We start from the raw sequence: 15,217 nt of genomic DNA, 5'->3' as shown, positions 1-15,217 counted from the left end.
CACGACGTTGCGGTCGTTTGGGGCGGCATATCGTTAGCGTTTGACATCATTGCTTAGGTGTTCTCGATCGTATTCAAGGGCAACGTAACGGAAAAAGCACTCCAGCGCTACGAAAACACTGAAAAGAAACCCGGGACCCCGGTCAAGCAAGGCCAAACGGAAGATGTAGATACGCGCAAAGATCGCCAAACCCGAACCAAGACCGCGCCAGATACCGCCACGCCGTCCTGCTTCCTTGCGTTTGGCAGCGCCCAGCATGGAATACTGGGTCAGTTTTCGGAGGCTGTCGTGAATGGTTTCACGAGAATAATGAAGAAGCGGTGACTTGAGACGGCGTCGGGGCAGGCGGGGATTGCGCAGGATGGGTCCTTCGTGGACGGCACCCTCAAATGCCACGACTTCGGCTGCTGGAAACAAGCGCGGCAGTGCGCCACGCGCAAGCATGTGGCGCAGCGGAGCTCCAAAAGCAACTTGCTGCCAAACGATTTCTCCGATGGTCTTCGGGTGTTGTTCGATGAAGCGCAGTAACTCTGTTCGCAGCTCAGGGGTTATTTCTTCATCGGCGTCCAAAAAAAAGATGTAGTCGCAGCGACAGTGTTGCAGAAGGCGCGTGCGTTGAACGCCAAAACCCTGCCAATCCGGATAATGAAAAACTTCCGCTCCCAGACTTTCGGCGAGCGCTGTCGTACGGTCGGTGCTTCCGCTGTCAATAACAATAATCTGATCGGCAAACGCAGCGCTTTGAATGCAACTCTTGATGCGCCTTTCCTCATTGAGCGTAAGAATGCCCACGCACAGCGTCGGACATGTTCCCCGAGTTGGCAATGGCATGATTCTCGAAACTCAAGAGGCGTCTGTAACAGGCACGCAAGGTTTCGCTGCACTACCCATGCTTCCATACAATGGCGGCCGTACAACGGCCCAGCCACCGCGCCACGTGTTTAGGGACGGGAAGCAGTAAACGCAAAGGCAACCCCACCAGAGCCGCCAGGAGCACACGGCGTCGCAGCGATTGTGCAGCTTGCAAGCCCGTGTGCTTCTCGAAAAAAAGCAGCTTTGAGCGTGTGTGATGATAACCACGCAACCACTCTGCACGCAGAACGCGGGGGCCTTGAACCGAGCCGCGTGACCGGTGCTTTGCGCGGATTTCAGGATCGATCAAGATCGTCTGACCGGCCTGTCGCACGCGCAGGCACAGATCATCGTCCTCGTAGTACAGAAAAAAACGCTCATCGAATCCACCTATCTGGCGGATCGCTTGGGTTCGCAATAGCATCGCCGCACCACACACAAAACCAACACAGGTCACGGCTTCGGCTCCCGGGCCACGGCTGCGCCAAGACGTCAGCGGCCAGCGATAATTGATTTCGCATTGGCCCTCCGCGTTGATCAGTTGTGGGGCAACAATGGCCGCGTCGGGGAACGTCTGCGCGCGCGCAACCAAGGCACACAGACCCTGAATGTTAAGAGAACAATCGGGATTGAGAAGCAGCGCAAATTTCGTCGCAACTTGCGCGAGCGCCAAATTGTTCGCGGCGCCAAAGCCGAGGTTACGATTCAGTGCAATTAAGGTGGCATGAGGCAAGGCCCGGCGAACCGCTTCAGGCGTCCCATCCGCACTGCCGTTGTCAACTACGATGACGTGCCGGCACGCGCGCAATAGCGGCAGCTGGGCGTCAAGGCAATGGCGGCTGTCGAATGTGACGACGACAACGGTGACGCGCTCCAGAGCCTCAGTCGATACCGTGGGGGGCGTCGGCACCGCAGCCGACGCGGTCGGACATGCGGTCTGCGACTCTTCGTTGTCAGTGGCCCCCACGTACCGCCTCGCCGATCTTGAGCCGGTACACCGTCCCGCAATAGGGGCAGTGCACCTCACCGGTTTTGGCCACGTCCAGAAAGACGCGGGGGTGGCCGTTCCAGAGCTGCATGCCGGCCTTCGGGCTGGGGCAGATCACGCCGCCGTGCGCGTTCAGGTCGCGCGCGGACAATTCGACGGCGGCAGGGGCTGAAGTCGGGCTGCTCATAGAGGGTCACACCAGGGTCAGCCAGTGGGCGTACTTCGGGTTGCGCCCGTTGACGATGTCGAAGAACGCGCTCTGGATGCGCTCGGTGATCGGGCCGCGCTGACCCGCGCCGATCTGGATGCGGTCGAGCTCGCGGATCGGCGTGACCTCGGCGGCGGTGCCGGTGAAGAAGGCCTCGTCGGCGATGTAGACCTCGTCGCGCGTGATGCGCTTCTGCACCACTTCCAGGCCCAGGTCCTTGGCGATGTGCAGCACGGTGTTGCGCGTGATCCCGTTGAGCGCGCCGGCCGACGGGTCCGGCGTGTAAACGACGCCGTTCTTGACGATGAAGAGGTTTTCGCCGGCGCCCTCGGAAACGAAGCCGGCCGGGTCGAGCAGCAGCGCCTCGTCGTAGCCGTCGTCGGTGGCCTCCATGTTGGCCAGGATAGAGTTGGTGTAGTTGGACACCGTCTTGGCCTGCGTCATCGTGATGTTGACGTGGTGGCGCGTGTAGCTGGAGGTTTTGACGCGGATGCCGCGCTTCATGCCCTCTTCGCCGAGGTAGGCACCCCAGGCCCAGGCCGCCACCATCAGGTGCACGCGGTTGCCCTTGGGGCTGACGCCGAGCTTCTCGGACCCAATCCAGGTCAGTGGGCGGATGTAGCCGCTTTCCAGCCCGTTGGCGCGGATGACGGCGCGCTGCGCCTCGTTGACCTCCTCCATGCTGAAGGGGATCTTCATGCGCAGGATCTTGGCGCTGTTGAACAGGCGCTCGGTGTGCTCCTGCAGGCGGAAGATCGCCGGGCCCCGCTCGGTCTTGTAGGCGCGCACGCCCTCGAAGGCGCCGCAGCCGTAGTGCAGTGTGTGCGTCAGCACGTGCACCTTGGCTTCGCGCCAGTCGACGAGTTCGCCGTCCATCCAGATCTTGCCGTCGCGGTCGTGCAGCGGGAGGGGTGTCGCCATCGGGGGTCCTTTGGGTTGGGGGCGCCTGTTTGGGGCCTGTGCCGGAGCGGGCGCGCCGGGGTCGTAGTCACTCTCATTTTACGTGGCTTGCGCCCCGCGGCGTCCCGCGGTGCTGGCCGAACCGCTGAGTTCGGGGGGCGTGTGCGCGCCACACCATGGCGGGGCACGGGGCGATCGTTTGAAAAACGGGCGATTTCCCCCTAAAGTCGGGCTCAAGTTGGTCGATAACACCGATGTGCGCAAGGAGTGTGGCCCTTGCGCACAGACGAGTTGGGAGTTGCGCCATGTTGACCATTTCATCGATTGCCGTGGCACCGGCGCCGCAATCGACGCCGACCGTGCGGGCCCAGCCGGTGACCCCGGCGCGGCCCATCAATGCCGTCGCCCGTGAAAATGCGACTGGCGCCGTCGTGGCGCCGCAGGGCGAGGCTGCGCGTGCGCAGGCGCAGGCGGCGCCGCCGACGCTGTCGCCCGTGACCCCGGCGCAGGAAGGCCAGCGGGCCGACGGCTTTGCCAACGGTGCCGCGCCCGAACGCTCCGGATTGCCGCTGCCGGCGGCGGGCCGCGACGATCCCCGCGCCACCGATGCGCAGGCCATGGCCGACCAGGAGGTGGCCCAGGCCCGGGCGGCCGAGCGGGACAAGCGGGCGCGGGAGGCCGAGAATGCCGACGCGCAGCGCCGTGCCGAGGCGAAGTCGCGCCCAGGGCGACCCGGCGATGCCGCCGGACGTTCGGGCCAGAAGGACTTTCCCGAGGTCAAAAACCCCGCTCAAGAGGCGATGGATGCCCAGATCAAGGATCTGTTGCCCAAAATGTGGAAGGCCAGCCGCGCGGCGGTGGACATGATGATCGGCCAGGAGGCCGTCCAGGCCGCGCAAGAGCGCGCCCAACGTCTGGAGGAGTTGCAGGCCCGGCTCAACACCCGGCCGCTGGCCAACCTACCGCCCAGCGACGCGGCGCAGAACTATGGTGCCTATGGTGTGGCCGCCGACACCGACAACCGACCGGCGCCGGGCGGGCAAATCGACCAACTGGTCTGAGCCCCGCCGGTCGAACGTCGTCTTCAGATGCGGTGCCGCACACCCGATGCGGCCACGCGCTCCATGATGGCCCGGGCGATCTGCTTGAGCGGCAGCACATCGTGTACGGCGCCCGCCTGGATGGCCATTTTGGGCATACCAAAGACGATGCAGCTCGCTTCGTCCTGGGCGATGTTGTAGGCCCCGGCGTCGCGCATTTCTTTCATCGCCCGGGCGCCATCGCCGCCCATGCCGGTCAGCATCACCCCGACGGCATTGGGCCCCAGGACCCGCGCGCAGGAGCGAAACAGCACCTCCACCGACGGTTTGTGGCGGTTGACCGGCGGTGAATCGTCCACCACCGCGATGTAGTTGGCGCCGCTGCGCGCGATAGAGAACTGGCGTCCGCCTGGGGCGATGTAGGCATGACCGGGCAGGATGCGCTCGCCGTCGCGCGCCTCGGCCGCCCGGATGCGGCACAGCGAATCCAGCCGCGCGGCAAAACTGGCGGTAAAGCCCGGCGGCATGTGCTGGGTGATGACCACCGCCGGGGCGTCGGACGGCAGCTCGACCAGAATCTCTTTGATCGCCTCGGTGCCGCCGGTGGACGCGCCGATGCAGATGACCTTCTCGGTCGACAGCCGCAGCAGCCCGGTGCCCGAGGCGACTCCCGTCGGGGTGCTGGAGGCCGTTGCCGCTGGGTTCGATGGAGCGGCAGCCCGGGCGGCGACTGGGGCGGCGGTCAGGCGCCGCACATGCGCCTTGGCAGCGATGCGGATTTTGTCAACGATGTCGTCGGCCAGCTCCTGCAGCCCGGCGCTCACACCGATGCGCGGCTTGGCGACGAAGTCCACCGCGCCCAGCTCCAGGGCCTTGAGCGTCGTCTCTGCGCCCTGTTCGGTCAGTGTCGAAACCATCACCACCGGGGTGGGGCGCAGCCTCATCAGGCGCGAGAGGAACTCCAGCCCGTCCATCTTGGGCATCTCGACGTCCAGCGTGATGACGTCCGGGTTGCGCTCGCGGATGATTTCGCGCGCCTGCTGGCGGCGCGGCGCGCGCGCCGGCGCGAGTTTCGGGCGGCCTGGCAGGCGTGGCGCGCGGCGCATGTGGGCGACGATTTGCACGCGTGGTGGCAGGGCTGGTTCGCGGAGCGCGATGCGACGCCGGCTGGCCCTGACGGCGAGCCGCTCGTGCACGGGGCGGCTGCTGCCGTGCTGTGGCGGGACAACGTGCGCCACCGGCACGACATCGAGCATGCCTACCTGCAGGCGATCGCGCTGGCGCGGCACGAACTGATCATCGCCAACGCTTACTTCATCCCCGGGCGCCGGCTGCGCCACGCACTGGCGCAGGCCGTCGCTCGCGGAGTGCGCGTGCGCCTGCTGGTGCAGGGCAAGTACGAGCGCTTTTTGCAGTACCACGCCCCGCGGCCCGTGCATGCGTGGCTGCTGCGTGCGGGGGTGGAAATCCGCGAGTACGCGCCCAGCGCCTTGCACGCCAAGGTGGCGGTGGCCGACGAGCGCTGGGCCACGGTCGGCTCCACCAATCTCGATCCGATCAGCCTGTTGCTGGCGCGCGAGGCCAATGTCGTCACCACAGACGCGCGCTTCGTGAGCCACTTGCGCGCGCGGCTCGATCACCTGATGCGCACCGCCGGGGTGGCGCTGGACATGGAGGTCCTGCAGCGTCGCCCCTGGCACGAGCGCGCGCGGGATTGGATCGCCTTTGCCGTCATGCGGGCGGTGCTGTTTTTGACCGGGCACCGGTACTGATGGTGGGGTTGTTGGCCCGGTGTTAGCATCCGCGCATGCTCATGAAGGCACCCGAGACCATGACCGACGACACCCGGCCCGACGAGGGCGTGCCCGTCTCCGTGCGGATCCGCGAGCGGATCCAGGCGGCGCGCAAGCGCTTTCACTCCAACGACAACATCGCCGAGTTCATTCGCCCCGGCGAGCTGGAGCAGCTGCTCGACGAGGTGTCGGAGAAGATGCAGGCCGTGCTGGACGCCATGGTCATCGACACCGCCAACGACCACAACACCGAGGACACTGCGCGCCGCGTGGCCAAGATGTACATCAAGGAGGTGTTTGCGGGCCGTTATGTGCCGGCGCCGTCGATCACGGAGTTTCCCAACGCCGAGCACCTCAACGAACTGATGATCGTCGGCCCGATCACGGTGCGCAGCGCCTGCAGCCACCACTTCTGCCCCGTGATCGGCAAGGTGTGGATCGGCGTCATGCCCAACGAGCACACCAACGTCATCGGGCTGAGCAAATACGCCCGCCTGGCCGAGTGGGTGATGGGCCGCCCGCAGATCCAGGAGGAGGCCGTGGTGCAGCTGGCCGATCTGATCCAGGAAAAGACCCAGCCTGACGGACTGGCCATCGTCATGGAAGCCACCCATTACTGCATGGCGTGGCGCGGCGTCAAGGACATGGACAGCCGCATGATCAATTCGGTGATGCGCGGCGTCTTTTTGAAAGACCCGAACCTGCGGCGCGAATTTTTGTCCCTGATTCCGCGGAGTTGAGGTCATGCTGGTGCGTTTGCTCTATGTCAGCCGGGCCGTGGATCCGGACACCTCGCACGCCATCGAGTCGATCCTGGCCTCGGCGCGGCGCCACAATCTGCACAACGGCATCACGGGCATCCTGTGCTATGGGGGCGGCATCTTTTTGCAGGCCATCGAGGGGGGGCGCAGTGCGGTCAACCGTCTGTACAAGCAGATCGTCGACGATCCGCGCCATCAGGATGTCGAGCTGCTGCTCTACGAAGAAATCACCGAGCGCCGCTTTGGCGGCTGGACCATGGGGCAGGTCAATCTCACCAAGCTCAACACGTCCATCGTGTTGAAGTATTCCGAGCGGCCGGAGTTCGACCCCTACACCGTCTCGGGCAAGGTATCGCTGGCGCTGTTGGAAGAACTGATGGCCACGGCCAGCATCATCGGCCGCGTCTGAGTGCCCGAGAGGCCGGCGTTGGCGACCCCGGCAAAGCGCCCGCGGCTGCTTGGGTGCGACTTCACCAGCGCCCCGTCGGCGCGCAAGCCCATCGTGCATGCCGTGGGGCGCGTGGTGGGGCAGGGCGATCGCGGCCGACGCGTGGTGCTGGACGGGCTGGAGCGCTTTGCGTCGCTGTCCGCATGGTCCGCTGCGCTGGAGCGTCCGGGTCCGTGGGTGGGCGGTTTCGATTTGCCGTTTGGGCTGCCGCGGGCCTTGGTGCAGGCCCTGGGCTGGCCGACGTCGTGGCTCGCCTGCATGGCCCACTATGCGGGGCGGTCGCGGTCGCAGATCCGCGAGGCTTTTGCCGCTTATTGTGCGGCGCGGCCGGTGGGGGCCAAGATGGCGCATCGGGCCACCGATGGCCCGGCCGGCTCCAGCCCCAGCATGAAGTGGGTCAACCCGCCGGTGGCTTACATGATGCACGCGGGCGTGCCGCGCTTGCTGGCAGCCGGGGTGGCTTTACCCGGATTGCACGAGCCGCCGGGCGGCGCGGACCGCGTGGCGCTGGAGGCCTATCCCGGTCTGCTGGCCCGCAGCGTGCTGGGCCGACGGTCGTACAAAAGCGATGAGCGGGTCCGGCAGACCCCAGAGCGCCTGATCGCCCGCAAGGACTTGCTCCATGCTTTGGAGGCTGGTACCGCACCGCTGTTGGGCGCAACGGGCCTGCGCCTGCATCTGAGCCCGGCGCAGCACGAGGCGCTGGTGGATGATCCCCGTGGCGATGCCCTGGACGCCGTGCTGTGTTTGGTGCAAGCGGCTTGGGGTTGCCTTCAGCACGAAGCCGGCCACCCTTGCTGGGGTCTGCCACCGTTCGATCCCCTGGAAGGATGGATCGTCACCGCGGGGGTGTCGGCGCCCGTCAGGCCGGCCGATGGCGTGACCCGCACACCGGACAGTCGGGGTGGCGGGCGAGCTGCACCTCGGTAAACGCCAGGCCACGGCCGTCCAGCATCAGCAGTCGACCGATCAGGCGCGAGCCCAATCCCACGATCAGCTTGAGCGCCTCGGCCGCCTGCATCGTCCCGATGATGCCGACCAACGGCGCGAAGACGCCCATGGTCGCACAGCGGGTTTCTTCCAGCCCTTCGGTTTCGGGGAACAGGCAGGCGTAGCAGGGCGAGTGCGGATCGCGTGGGTCGTACACCGACAACTGTCCGTCGAAACGGATGGCCGCCCCCGACACCAGCGGAACCCCGTGCCGCACGCTGGCTCGGTTGATCAGGTGGCGAGTGCGGAAGTTGTCGGTGCAGTCCAGCAGCACGTCGGCGTCGGGCAACACACCGTCGAGCACGGCGTCGTCGGCGCGCTGCAGCAACGGCTGGATACGCACCTCCGGATTGATGGCGCGCATGGCCACCTGCGCCGACAGGGCCTTGGGCAGACCCACACGCGACAGGTCGTGCGCGATCTGGCGCTGCAGGTTGGTGGCGTCCACCGTGTCGTGGTCGATCACGGTGATGCGGCCTACCCCGGCGCTGGCCAGGTACAGCGCCACCGGCGAGCCGAGCCCGCCCGCGCCGACGATCACCGCATGGGCGGCCAGCAGCCGCTCCTGGCCCTCGACGCCGATGTCGTCGAGCAGGATGTGACGCGAATAGCGCAGCAGTTGCTCGTCGGTCATGCGGGCGTCAGTTGTCGGCCTTGGCAGGGCGCTCGGCGGCTGTCTTGCTGGCCACCACCGGCAGGCCCTTGAGGCGGTTGAGCGCCTGCTGGAGCTGGAAGTCCTTGTCCGACCCAAACTCCGGCAGCAGCCGCGCGCCCGGATTCTTGCGCTGTTCTTCTTCCAGACGCTGGCGGGCCTGTTCCCGCTCACGCTCGCGTTGGCGCTCGGCCTCGCGCTCGGCGTCGGTCAGGGGGCGATTCTGTCCGTTGGCCAGGTGTTTTTCCAGATCGGCCTCGCGCGTGCGCAGCGCCGCGAACAGGTTCCCATCGGGCGTTTCGTCCACCCACACGTCGGGCACGATGCCCTTGGCCTGGATGGAGCGGCCGCTGGGCGTGTAGTAGCGCGCGGTGGTGAGCTTGAGCGCCGTGTCGGGGCCGAGCGGGCGCACCGTCTGCACCGAGCCCTTGCCGAAGGTCTGGCTGCCCATGATGACGGCGCGCTTGTGGTCTTGCAGGGCACCGGCGACGATCTCGCTGGCGGAGGCCGACCCCTCGTTGACCAGCACCACGATCGGGATGCGCTTGAGCAGCCCCTGCGTTTGCGCCGTCAGCCGCGCGATCGGGTCGTTGCCGGAACGGCGCAGGTAGTCGCGCGGTGTGGCGCGGTAGGTGGCCTTGCTTTCCTCCAACTGGCCGTTGGTCGTGACCACCACGGCGTCGTCGGGCAGGAACGCCGCCGACAGGCCGACCGCCGCATCCAGCAGGCCGCCCGGATCGTTGCGCAGGTCCAGCACCAGGCCCTTGAGCGCCGGCTCCGAGCGCGCGATCTCTTCGATCTTGCGGGCAAAGTCCTCCAGCGTGCGTTCCTGGAATTGCGATACGCGCACCCAGGCGTAGCCAGGCTCCACCACCTTGGCGCGCACGCTGACGGTCTTGATCTCTTGCCGCGTGATGGTCACCGGGAAGGTGCGGTTTTCGTCCCGGCGGAAGACGGTCAGGGTCACCTGGGTGTTGGGCTCGCCGCGCATGCGTTTGACGGCATCGTTGATGGTCAGGCCCTTGACGGCGGTGTCGTCGATCTTGGTGATGAGGTCGCCGGCCTTGAGGCCCGCACGGAAGGCGGGCGAGTCCTCGATCGGCGTGACGACCTTGACGAGGCCGTCTTCCATCGTGATCTCGATGCCCACACCGACGAAGCGCCCCGAGGTGCCTTCGCGGAATTCCTTGAAGCTCTTGCGGTCGAAATACTGCGAGTGGGGATCGAGCGACGACACCATGCCGGCGATGGCGTCGGTGATGAGCTTTTTGTCGTCGACGGGCTCGACGTAGTCGCTCTTGATCATCCCAAAGACGGCGGCCAGTTGCTGCAGTTCCTCCAGCGGCAGCGGCGCGAGCGTCGCCCGCGCGGTAGCCTGCAACTGCACCGTCGTCAGCGCGCCGGCCAGTGCCCCAAGGGCTACCCAGCCGGCAGTCTTCAGTTTCTGCCCCATCGCAATCCCTGTCGTCGCGTCTCGCGCCACTATACACGTTGGACCGGCGGCGCGCCGGCGCGGTTCCCGTCAGGCGGGGCCTGGGCTCAGGCTTTGCCTTGGCGGGCGACGGCGGCCGCGGCCGCTTCCGCCGCGGCGGCGTCACCCAGGTAGAAGCGGCGCAGCGGCTTCATGTCGTCGTCCAACTCATACACCAGCGGGATGCCGTTGGGGATGTTCAGCCCGACGATGTCCGTGTCCGAGATGCCGTCCAGGTGCTTGATGAGCGCGCGGATGGAGTTGCCATGCGCGGCGATCAGCACGCGCTGGCCGCTGCGGATGGCGGGCACGATGGTGTCGTTCCAGCACGGCACCACGCGCGCCACGGTGTCCTTCAGGCACTCGGTCAGGGGAATCTGCTCCGGCGCCAGAGCGGCGTAGCGCCTGTCCTGGCGCTGGCCGCGCGGGTCGTTGGGGTCCAGCGGCGGCGGCGGTGTGTCGTAACTGCGGCGCCAAACCAGCACCTGCTCGTCGCCGTACTGCTTGGCCATGTCCGCCTTGTTCAGGCCTTGCAAGGCGCCGTAGTGGCGTTCGTTGAGCCGCCAGTCCTTGATCACCGGCAGCCAGACGCGGTCCATCTCGTCCAGCACGTACCACAACGTGTGGATGGCGCGCTTGAGTACGCTGGTGAAGCACAGGTCGAAGTCCCAGCCTTCGGCCTTGAGCAGTCGCCCCGCCGACATGGCCTGCGACACCCCCGTGGGTGTGAGGTCGACATCGGTCCAGCCAGTGAAGCGGTTTTCGAGGTTCCAGGTGGACTCTCCGTGGCGGATCAGGACGAGTTTGTGCATGGCAACAAGGGGGGATTCCTGGATAGGGCGACAAAGGGAAAATCCACATTCTAGAATACCCGCCTGCCGGGACGAGGTCGTCCCGATCGATTCCAAACCAAGGCGTACCGTGGATTTTTTGATCGAAAACTGGATGTTGGTGGCGGTGGCAGTCGGCTCGGCCGTGATGCTCATGTGGCCGGCGTTGGGCGGCGCGGCGGGCGGAGCGGGTGTGTCGCCGACCGAGGCGGTGCAGCTCATCAACCGCGAGAAGGCGGCCGTGATCGACGTGTGCTCGCCCGCCGAGTTTGCCGCCGGGCATGTGACGGGGGCGCGCAACATTCCGCTGGACACGCTGGAGCAGCAGTTGCCCCAGGCCGTCAAAAACAAGGCGACGCCGCTGGTGATGGTGTGCGCCTCGGGCATGCGCTCGCGCCGCGCCGTGGCCATCGCCAAGAAGCTGGGTTACGACAAGGCGGTCTCGCTGTCGGGCGGCATGGCCGCCTGGCGCGGCGCCAACTTGCCGGTCCAAAAGGCCTGATCGCGCACCGTAGAGGGCAATCGCATGGCACACGTCAAGATTTTCAGCAGTGACTACTGTCCTTACTGCCACCGGGCCAAGGCGCTGTTGCGCGCGCGCGGCGTGATCGAGTGGGAGGAGATCAACGTCGACGGCCAGCCGGAGGTCCGCCAGCAGATGGCGCGACTGGTCGGGCGTACCGGCGTTCCGCAGATCTTCATCGACGGGCGCCACATCGGGGGGTGCGATGACCTGCACGCCCTCGATGCCCGCGGCGGCCTGGTGCCGTTGCTGCAGGGGCAGGGCGGCTGAGGCCGGCCGCTTCCGACCGGCTCGGCTGCCGCTGTCATAATCCACCCGTCTCGCCGACCCCCGTGCGGCGCGTTTCGCGCGCCTGGGGGTGGCTCCACCCGGGCATCCGCCGCCGGCGGGCGCCGCTCAACCGACTTCGACCATGTCCGACGATCAAACCCCCGTTTTCCAGATCCAGCGCATCTACCTGAAAGAGGCCTCGCTGGAGCAGCCGAACTCCCCCGCCATCTTTCTGGAGCAGCAGCAGCCCAGCGTGGACGTCCAGTTGGGTGTCGAGGCCAAGGGCGTGGCCGACGGCGTGTACGAGGTGGCGGTCGCGGCCACCGTGCACACCAAGATCGGTGAGCGCACCGTGTTTCTGGTCGAGTGCAAGCAGGCGGGGATTTTCGAGATCCGCAACCTTTCGCAGGAGCAAATGGGCCCGATCATGGGCATCGCCTGCCCGCAGATCATCTACCCCTACCTGCGCGCCAACGTGGCCGATTTGATCACGCGCGCCGGCTTCCCGCCCGTACATTTGGCCGAGATCAACTTCCAGGCCATGTACGAGCAGCAGCAGGCCCAGCAGCAGGACGACGCGCCGCGCATCGTCACCGCCTGATGGACGCTGGGGCGGGTGATTGGCCCGCCCCGTTGCCGACCGCTTTTCTGCCGCTGCCATGCACCTGACCGTGATCGGCGCCGGCGCCTGGGGGACAGCCCTCGCCATCGCGGCGGCCGGTACCCACCGGGTGCGCCTGTGGGCCCGCGACCGCGCGCTGGCGGAGCGTCTGCAAAGCGCGCGCGTCAATGCCCGCTACCTGCCGGGGGCGATGTTGCCGCCGGCGCTCGAGTGCGGCGGGGGCGACCCGGCATCGCTGGCGCCGTGGCTGGTGGCCACCGACTTGGTCGTCATCGCCACCCCGATGGCGGGGTTGCGGCAGTGGTTGCAATGGCTGTCTGGCGCATTGCCCGCCGCGGGCCGCGCCGACATCCCCGTTACCTGGCTGTGCAAGGGCTTCGAGCGCGCGTGCGAGCCCAGCGCCGACGGCTTGTTGGGGCACGAAATCGCCGCCCGGGTGGCCCCGGACCTGCGCGTCGGGGTCCTGAGCGGCCCCAGCTTTGCGCAGGAAGTGGCGGCCGGCCTGCCGACGGCGTTGGTGGCGGCCGGTGCCCAGGCCCCGGTGCGCGACGCCTTGGTGGCCGCTTTCCACGGTCCGACGCTGCGCGTCTATGCCAACGACGACATCGTTGGCGTCGAAGTCGGCGGTGCGGTCAAAAACGTCATGGCCATCGCCACCGGGTTGTGCGATGGCCTGCGTCTGGGGCACAACGCCCGGGCGGCCTTGATCACCCGCGGCCTGGCCGAGATGACGCGCCTGGGGCTGGCGCTCGGGGCGCGGGCGGAGACCTTCATGGGCCTGTCCGGCTTGGGCGATCTGGTGTTGACCGCCACCGGCGACCTGAGTCGCAACCGCCAGGTTGGGCTGCTGCTGGCCCAGGGCCTGACGCTGACCCAGGCGGTGGATTCGCTCGGGCACGTGGCCGAGGGGGTGTACAGCGCGCGCACCGTGGCGCAGCGCGCCCGTTCGCTGGGGGTGCGCATGCCGATCACCGATGCCGTGGTGGCGCTGCTGGACGGCGCGCTTCAACCGCGCGATGCGGTCGCGCGCCTGATGGCGCGCGATCCGGTGGCGGAGTGATTCCCGCCGGGGGCGTCAAAACTCCCAGTTGTCGATCAGGCGGGTGCGGCCCAGGCGGGCCGCGCCGAGCGCCACCAGGCGGCCCGGCTGCAGGTCTGCCACCGTAGGGGGCAGCAGGTCCTCGCGCCGACGCACGGTCAGGTAGTCGGGCTGCCAGCCACGGGCCGCCAGCGCCTGCTCGGCGTGGCGCTCCAGCGCGGCCAGGTTGCGCTCGCCGCCCAGCACGTCGGCGGCCAGCAGGCGCAGCGCCTGCACCAGTTGGGGCGCCTCCGCGCGTTCGGGGGGCGATAAATAGCTGTTGCGCGAGCTCAGCGCCAGCCCGTCCGGCGCGCGTGCGATGTCGCCGCCGTGGATGGTGACCGGCAGGGCAAACTGCCGCACCATCTGGCGAATCACCATAAGCTGCTGATAGTCCTTCTTGCCGAACACCGCGTGGCGCTCGCCCTTGGCCTGGGCAAAGACGCACTGGAACAGCTTCATCACCACCGTGCAGACCCCGGTGAAAAAGCCGGGACGAAAATGCCCCTCCAGCATGTCGGCCAGCGCCGGGTGCGGCTGCACCTTGAAGGTTTGCGGCTCCGGGTACAGCTCGCTTTCGGCCGGCGCGAAGACGATGTCGCAGCCGACCTGGGCCAGGCGCTCGCAGTCGGCCTGCAGCGTGCGCGGGTAGGTGTCGAAGTCCTCGTGCGGCAGAAATTGCAGCCGGTTGACGAAGATGCTGGTGACGGTGACGTCGCCCAGGGTGCGCGCATGGCGCACCAGGCTCAGATGGCCGTCGTGCAGATTGCCCATCGTGGGCACGAAGGCGGGGCGGTCGAACGGGGCGAGCGCTTGGCGCAGCTCGGCGATGGAATGGATGACTTGCATCGGTATGGCGGGGAGATAAACAGGGACGTGGGGCGCGGCAGGCTGCGGTTTACCACGCGTGCGCGGCATTGTCGGGGAAGGTTCCGGCCTTGACGGCGGCGACATAGGCGGCCATGGCGTCGCGCACGCTGGCCGCACCGTCCATGAAGTTGCGCACGAACTTCGGCGTCTTGCCCAGGTGGATGCCCAGCATGTCGTGCATCACCAGCACCTGGCCGGCGGTCCCGTTGCCACTGCCGATGCCGATGGTGTGGCAGCGCGGCAGCTGCTGGGTGATTTCGGCCGCCAGCGCGGCGGGCACCATCTCCAGCACCAGCATCGTGGCGCCAGCATCCTGCAGCGCCAGTGCGTCGCGGCGCAGTTGCTGCGCCTCTGCGTCGTTGCGGCCCTGCACGCGGTAGCCGCCGATGGCGTGTACCGTTTGCGGCGTCAGGCCCAGGTGGGCGCAGACGGGGATGCCGCGCTCCACCAAAAACCGCACGGTTTCCACTGTCCAGCCACCGCCTTCGAGCTTGACCATGTGCGCGCCGGCCTGCATCAGCGCGGTGGCACTGCGCACGGCCTGCTCGCGCGACTCCTGATAGCTCCCAAAGGGCAGGTCGCCGATCACCCACACGGTGCCTTGCACGCGGCGCAGGCCGCGCACCACGCTTTCGGTGTGGTAACACATCTCTTGCAACGACACACCGACCGTGCTGGGGCGCCCCTGGCACACCATGCCCAGCGAGTCGCCCACCAGCAGGCAGTCTACGCCAGCGGCGTCGGCCACCGCGGCAAACGTCGCGTCGTAGGCGGTAAGCATGGCGATCTTCTCGCCGCGCTCGCGCATCTCCTGCAAGCGCGGCAGGCTGATGGGCTTGCGCGGCGGCAGGGGCGCGGCGGCCGGCAAGGTGCCGTACGGGGTGCGCGGTGTGGTGTCGGTCATGGCGTCCTGTCCTCCAA

Annotated in this window: 19 protein-coding genes; 9 read left to right on the top strand and 10 right to left on the bottom strand. The window is 67.3% G+C overall.

The features are described from left to right. Positions 1-33 precede the first annotated feature (33 nt). The 4 genes from V7026_RS01600 to V7026_RS01585 all read right to left on the bottom strand — a co-directional run bounded on the left by V7026_RS01600 (position 34) and on the right by V7026_RS01585 (position 2,969). Positions 34-792 (bottom strand): glycosyltransferase family 2 protein, encoded by a 759-nt coding sequence (locus tag V7026_RS01600; protein WP_334153496.1) that lies wholly within the window; start codon positions 790-792, stop codon positions 34-36. A 91-nt stretch (positions 793-883) separates the two neighbouring features. Further along, positions 884-1,819, bottom strand: a complete 936-nt coding sequence (locus tag V7026_RS01595; RefSeq protein WP_334153495.1) for a glycosyltransferase family 2 protein — start codon at positions 1,817-1,819, stop codon at positions 884-886. After that, positions 1,806-2,027 (bottom strand): zinc-finger domain-containing protein, encoded by a 222-nt coding sequence (locus V7026_RS01590; RefSeq protein WP_334153494.1) that lies wholly within the window; start codon positions 2,025-2,027, stop codon positions 1,806-1,808. Before V7026_RS01590 ends, V7026_RS01595 begins: the two co-directional genes overlap by 14 nt. Positions 2,028-2,033: 6 nt before the next feature. Beyond that, positions 2,034-2,969, bottom strand: a complete 936-nt coding sequence (locus V7026_RS01585) for a branched-chain amino acid transaminase (protein WP_334153493.1) — start codon at positions 2,967-2,969, stop codon at positions 2,034-2,036. 284 nt (positions 2,970-3,253) lie between these two features. Between V7026_RS01585 and V7026_RS01580 the strand changes: the two genes are divergently transcribed. Next, positions 3,254-4,009 carry a hypothetical protein gene (locus V7026_RS01580; protein WP_334153492.1) on the top strand — a complete coding sequence of 252 codons (756 nt, stop codon included), beginning with the start codon at positions 3,254-3,256 and terminating at the stop codon, positions 4,007-4,009. 23 nt (positions 4,010-4,032) lie between these two features. Here V7026_RS01580 and V7026_RS01575 read toward each other — a convergent pair whose 3' ends face one another. Continuing rightward, the gene (locus tag V7026_RS01575) at positions 4,033-5,112 is read right to left on the bottom strand and encodes a protein-glutamate methylesterase/protein-glutamine glutaminase (RefSeq protein ID WP_334153491.1); all 1,080 of its coding nucleotides are present in this window, start codon (positions 5,110-5,112) and stop codon (positions 4,033-4,035) included. Here V7026_RS01575 and V7026_RS01570 point away from each other — a divergent pair. From V7026_RS01570 to V7026_RS01555, 4 genes are read left to right on the top strand one after another with little or no spacing between them, the layout of a single operon-like run. After that, positions 5,095-5,760 (top strand): phospholipase D-like domain-containing protein, encoded by a 666-nt coding sequence (locus V7026_RS01570; protein ID WP_334153490.1) that lies wholly within the window; start codon positions 5,095-5,097, stop codon positions 5,758-5,760. The genes V7026_RS01575 and V7026_RS01570 overlap by 18 nt on opposite strands. A gap of 41 nt (positions 5,761-5,801) precedes the next feature. Continuing rightward, positions 5,802-6,521, top strand: a complete 720-nt coding sequence (gene folE / locus V7026_RS01565) for a GTP cyclohydrolase I (RefSeq protein ID WP_443082299.1) — start codon at positions 5,802-5,804, stop codon at positions 6,519-6,521. Between the two features lie 4 nt (positions 6,522-6,525). Continuing rightward, positions 6,526-6,951, top strand: a complete 426-nt coding sequence (locus V7026_RS01560; RefSeq protein ID WP_334153487.1) for a BLUF domain-containing protein — start codon at positions 6,526-6,528, stop codon at positions 6,949-6,951. 18 nt (positions 6,952-6,969) lie between these two features. Continuing rightward, a complete protein-coding gene (locus tag V7026_RS01555; protein ID WP_334153486.1) occupies positions 6,970-7,920 on the top strand; it encodes a DUF429 domain-containing protein in 951 nt (316 codons plus the stop codon). Here V7026_RS01555 and V7026_RS01550 read toward each other — a convergent pair. The 3 genes from V7026_RS01550 to gpmA all read right to left on the bottom strand — a co-directional run bounded on the left by V7026_RS01550 (position 7,853) and on the right by gpmA (position 10,915). After that, the gene (locus tag V7026_RS01550) at positions 7,853-8,614 is read right to left on the bottom strand and encodes a HesA/MoeB/ThiF family protein (protein WP_334153485.1); all 762 of its coding nucleotides are present in this window, start codon (positions 8,612-8,614) and stop codon (positions 7,853-7,855) included. The genes V7026_RS01555 and V7026_RS01550 overlap by 68 nt on opposite strands. Positions 8,615-8,621: 7 nt before the next feature. Next, a complete protein-coding gene (locus tag V7026_RS01545) occupies positions 8,622-10,085 on the bottom strand; it encodes a S41 family peptidase (RefSeq protein WP_334153484.1) in 1,464 nt (487 codons plus the stop codon). A gap of 86 nt (positions 10,086-10,171) precedes the next feature. After that, positions 10,172-10,915 (bottom strand): 2,3-diphosphoglycerate-dependent phosphoglycerate mutase, encoded by a 744-nt coding sequence (gene gpmA, locus V7026_RS01540; protein WP_334153483.1) that lies wholly within the window; start codon positions 10,913-10,915, stop codon positions 10,172-10,174. A 109-nt stretch (positions 10,916-11,024) separates the two neighbouring features. On the opposite strand from gpmA, the gene V7026_RS01535 reads away from it, so the two are divergent. The 4 genes from V7026_RS01535 (at position 11,025) to V7026_RS01520 (ending at position 13,408) form a co-directional block, all read left to right on the top strand. After that, positions 11,025-11,435: a rhodanese-like domain-containing protein gene (locus V7026_RS01535; protein WP_334153482.1), complete on the top strand. Its 411-nt coding sequence runs from the start codon at positions 11,025-11,027 to the stop codon at positions 11,433-11,435. Positions 11,436-11,459: 24 nt separating this feature from the next. Beyond that, positions 11,460-11,726: a glutaredoxin 3 gene (grxC, locus tag V7026_RS01530; RefSeq protein WP_334153481.1), complete on the top strand. Its 267-nt coding sequence runs from the start codon at positions 11,460-11,462 to the stop codon at positions 11,724-11,726. A 142-nt stretch (positions 11,727-11,868) separates the two neighbouring features. Next, positions 11,869-12,327 (top strand): protein-export chaperone SecB, encoded by a 459-nt coding sequence (secB, locus tag V7026_RS01525; protein ID WP_334153480.1) that lies wholly within the window; start codon positions 11,869-11,871, stop codon positions 12,325-12,327. Between the two features lie 58 nt (positions 12,328-12,385). Further along, positions 12,386-13,408, top strand: a complete 1,023-nt coding sequence (locus tag V7026_RS01520) for an NAD(P)H-dependent glycerol-3-phosphate dehydrogenase (protein ID WP_334153479.1) — start codon at positions 12,386-12,388, stop codon at positions 13,406-13,408. Positions 13,409-13,423: 15 nt separating this feature from the next. On the opposite strand, the gene panC is transcribed toward V7026_RS01520, so the two are convergent. Together panC and panB are read right to left on the bottom strand one after the other, a co-directional pair. Further along, positions 13,424-14,275 carry a pantoate--beta-alanine ligase gene (panC, locus tag V7026_RS01515; protein WP_334153478.1) on the bottom strand — a complete coding sequence of 284 codons (852 nt, stop codon included), beginning with the start codon at positions 14,273-14,275 and terminating at the stop codon, positions 13,424-13,426. A gap of 49 nt (positions 14,276-14,324) precedes the next feature. Beyond that, the gene (gene panB, locus V7026_RS01510) at positions 14,325-15,200 is read right to left on the bottom strand and encodes a 3-methyl-2-oxobutanoate hydroxymethyltransferase (protein ID WP_334153477.1); all 876 of its coding nucleotides are present in this window, start codon (positions 15,198-15,200) and stop codon (positions 14,325-14,327) included. Between the last annotated feature and the right edge of the window lie 17 nt (positions 15,201-15,217).

The organism is Tepidimonas sp. (assembly GCF_036825565.1).
Taxonomy (GTDB): Bacteria; Pseudomonadota; Gammaproteobacteria; order Burkholderiales; family Burkholderiaceae_C; genus Tepidimonas.
This window is presented reverse-complemented; position numbering and strand designations above follow the sequence as displayed.

Coding starts and splice junctions, on each gene's coding strand:
- V7026_RS01590 (WP_334153494.1), bottom strand. CDS start 2,027: ATGAGCAGCCCGACTTCAGCCCCTGCCGCCGTCGAATTGTCCGCGCGC.
- V7026_RS01585 (WP_334153493.1), bottom strand. CDS start 2,969: ATGGCGACACCCCTCCCGCTGCACGACCGCGACGGCAAGATCTGGATG.
- V7026_RS01580 (WP_334153492.1), top strand. CDS start 3,254: ATGTTGACCATTTCATCGATTGCCGTGGCACCGGCGCCGCAATCGACG.
- folE (WP_443082299.1), top strand. CDS start 5,802: ATGAAGGCACCCGAGACCATGACCGACGACACCCGGCCCGACGAGGGC.
- V7026_RS01560 (WP_334153487.1), top strand. CDS start 6,526: ATGCTGGTGCGTTTGCTCTATGTCAGCCGGGCCGTGGATCCGGACACC.
- V7026_RS01550 (WP_334153485.1), bottom strand. CDS start 8,614: ATGACCGACGAGCAACTGCTGCGCTATTCGCGTCACATCCTGCTCGAC.
- V7026_RS01545 (WP_334153484.1), bottom strand. CDS start 10,085: ATGGGGCAGAAACTGAAGACTGCCGGCTGGGTAGCCCTTGGGGCACTG.
- gpmA (WP_334153483.1), bottom strand. CDS start 10,915: ATGCACAAACTCGTCCTGATCCGCCACGGAGAGTCCACCTGGAACCTC.
- grxC (WP_334153481.1), top strand. CDS start 11,460: ATGGCACACGTCAAGATTTTCAGCAGTGACTACTGTCCTTACTGCCAC.
- secB (WP_334153480.1), top strand. CDS start 11,869: ATGTCCGACGATCAAACCCCCGTTTTCCAGATCCAGCGCATCTACCTG.
- V7026_RS01520 (WP_334153479.1), top strand. CDS start 12,386: ATGCACCTGACCGTGATCGGCGCCGGCGCCTGGGGGACAGCCCTCGCC.
- panC (WP_334153478.1), bottom strand. CDS start 14,275: ATGCAAGTCATCCATTCCATCGCCGAGCTGCGCCAAGCGCTCGCCCCG.
- panB (WP_334153477.1), bottom strand. CDS start 15,200: ATGACCGACACCACACCGCGCACCCCGTACGGCACCTTGCCGGCCGCC.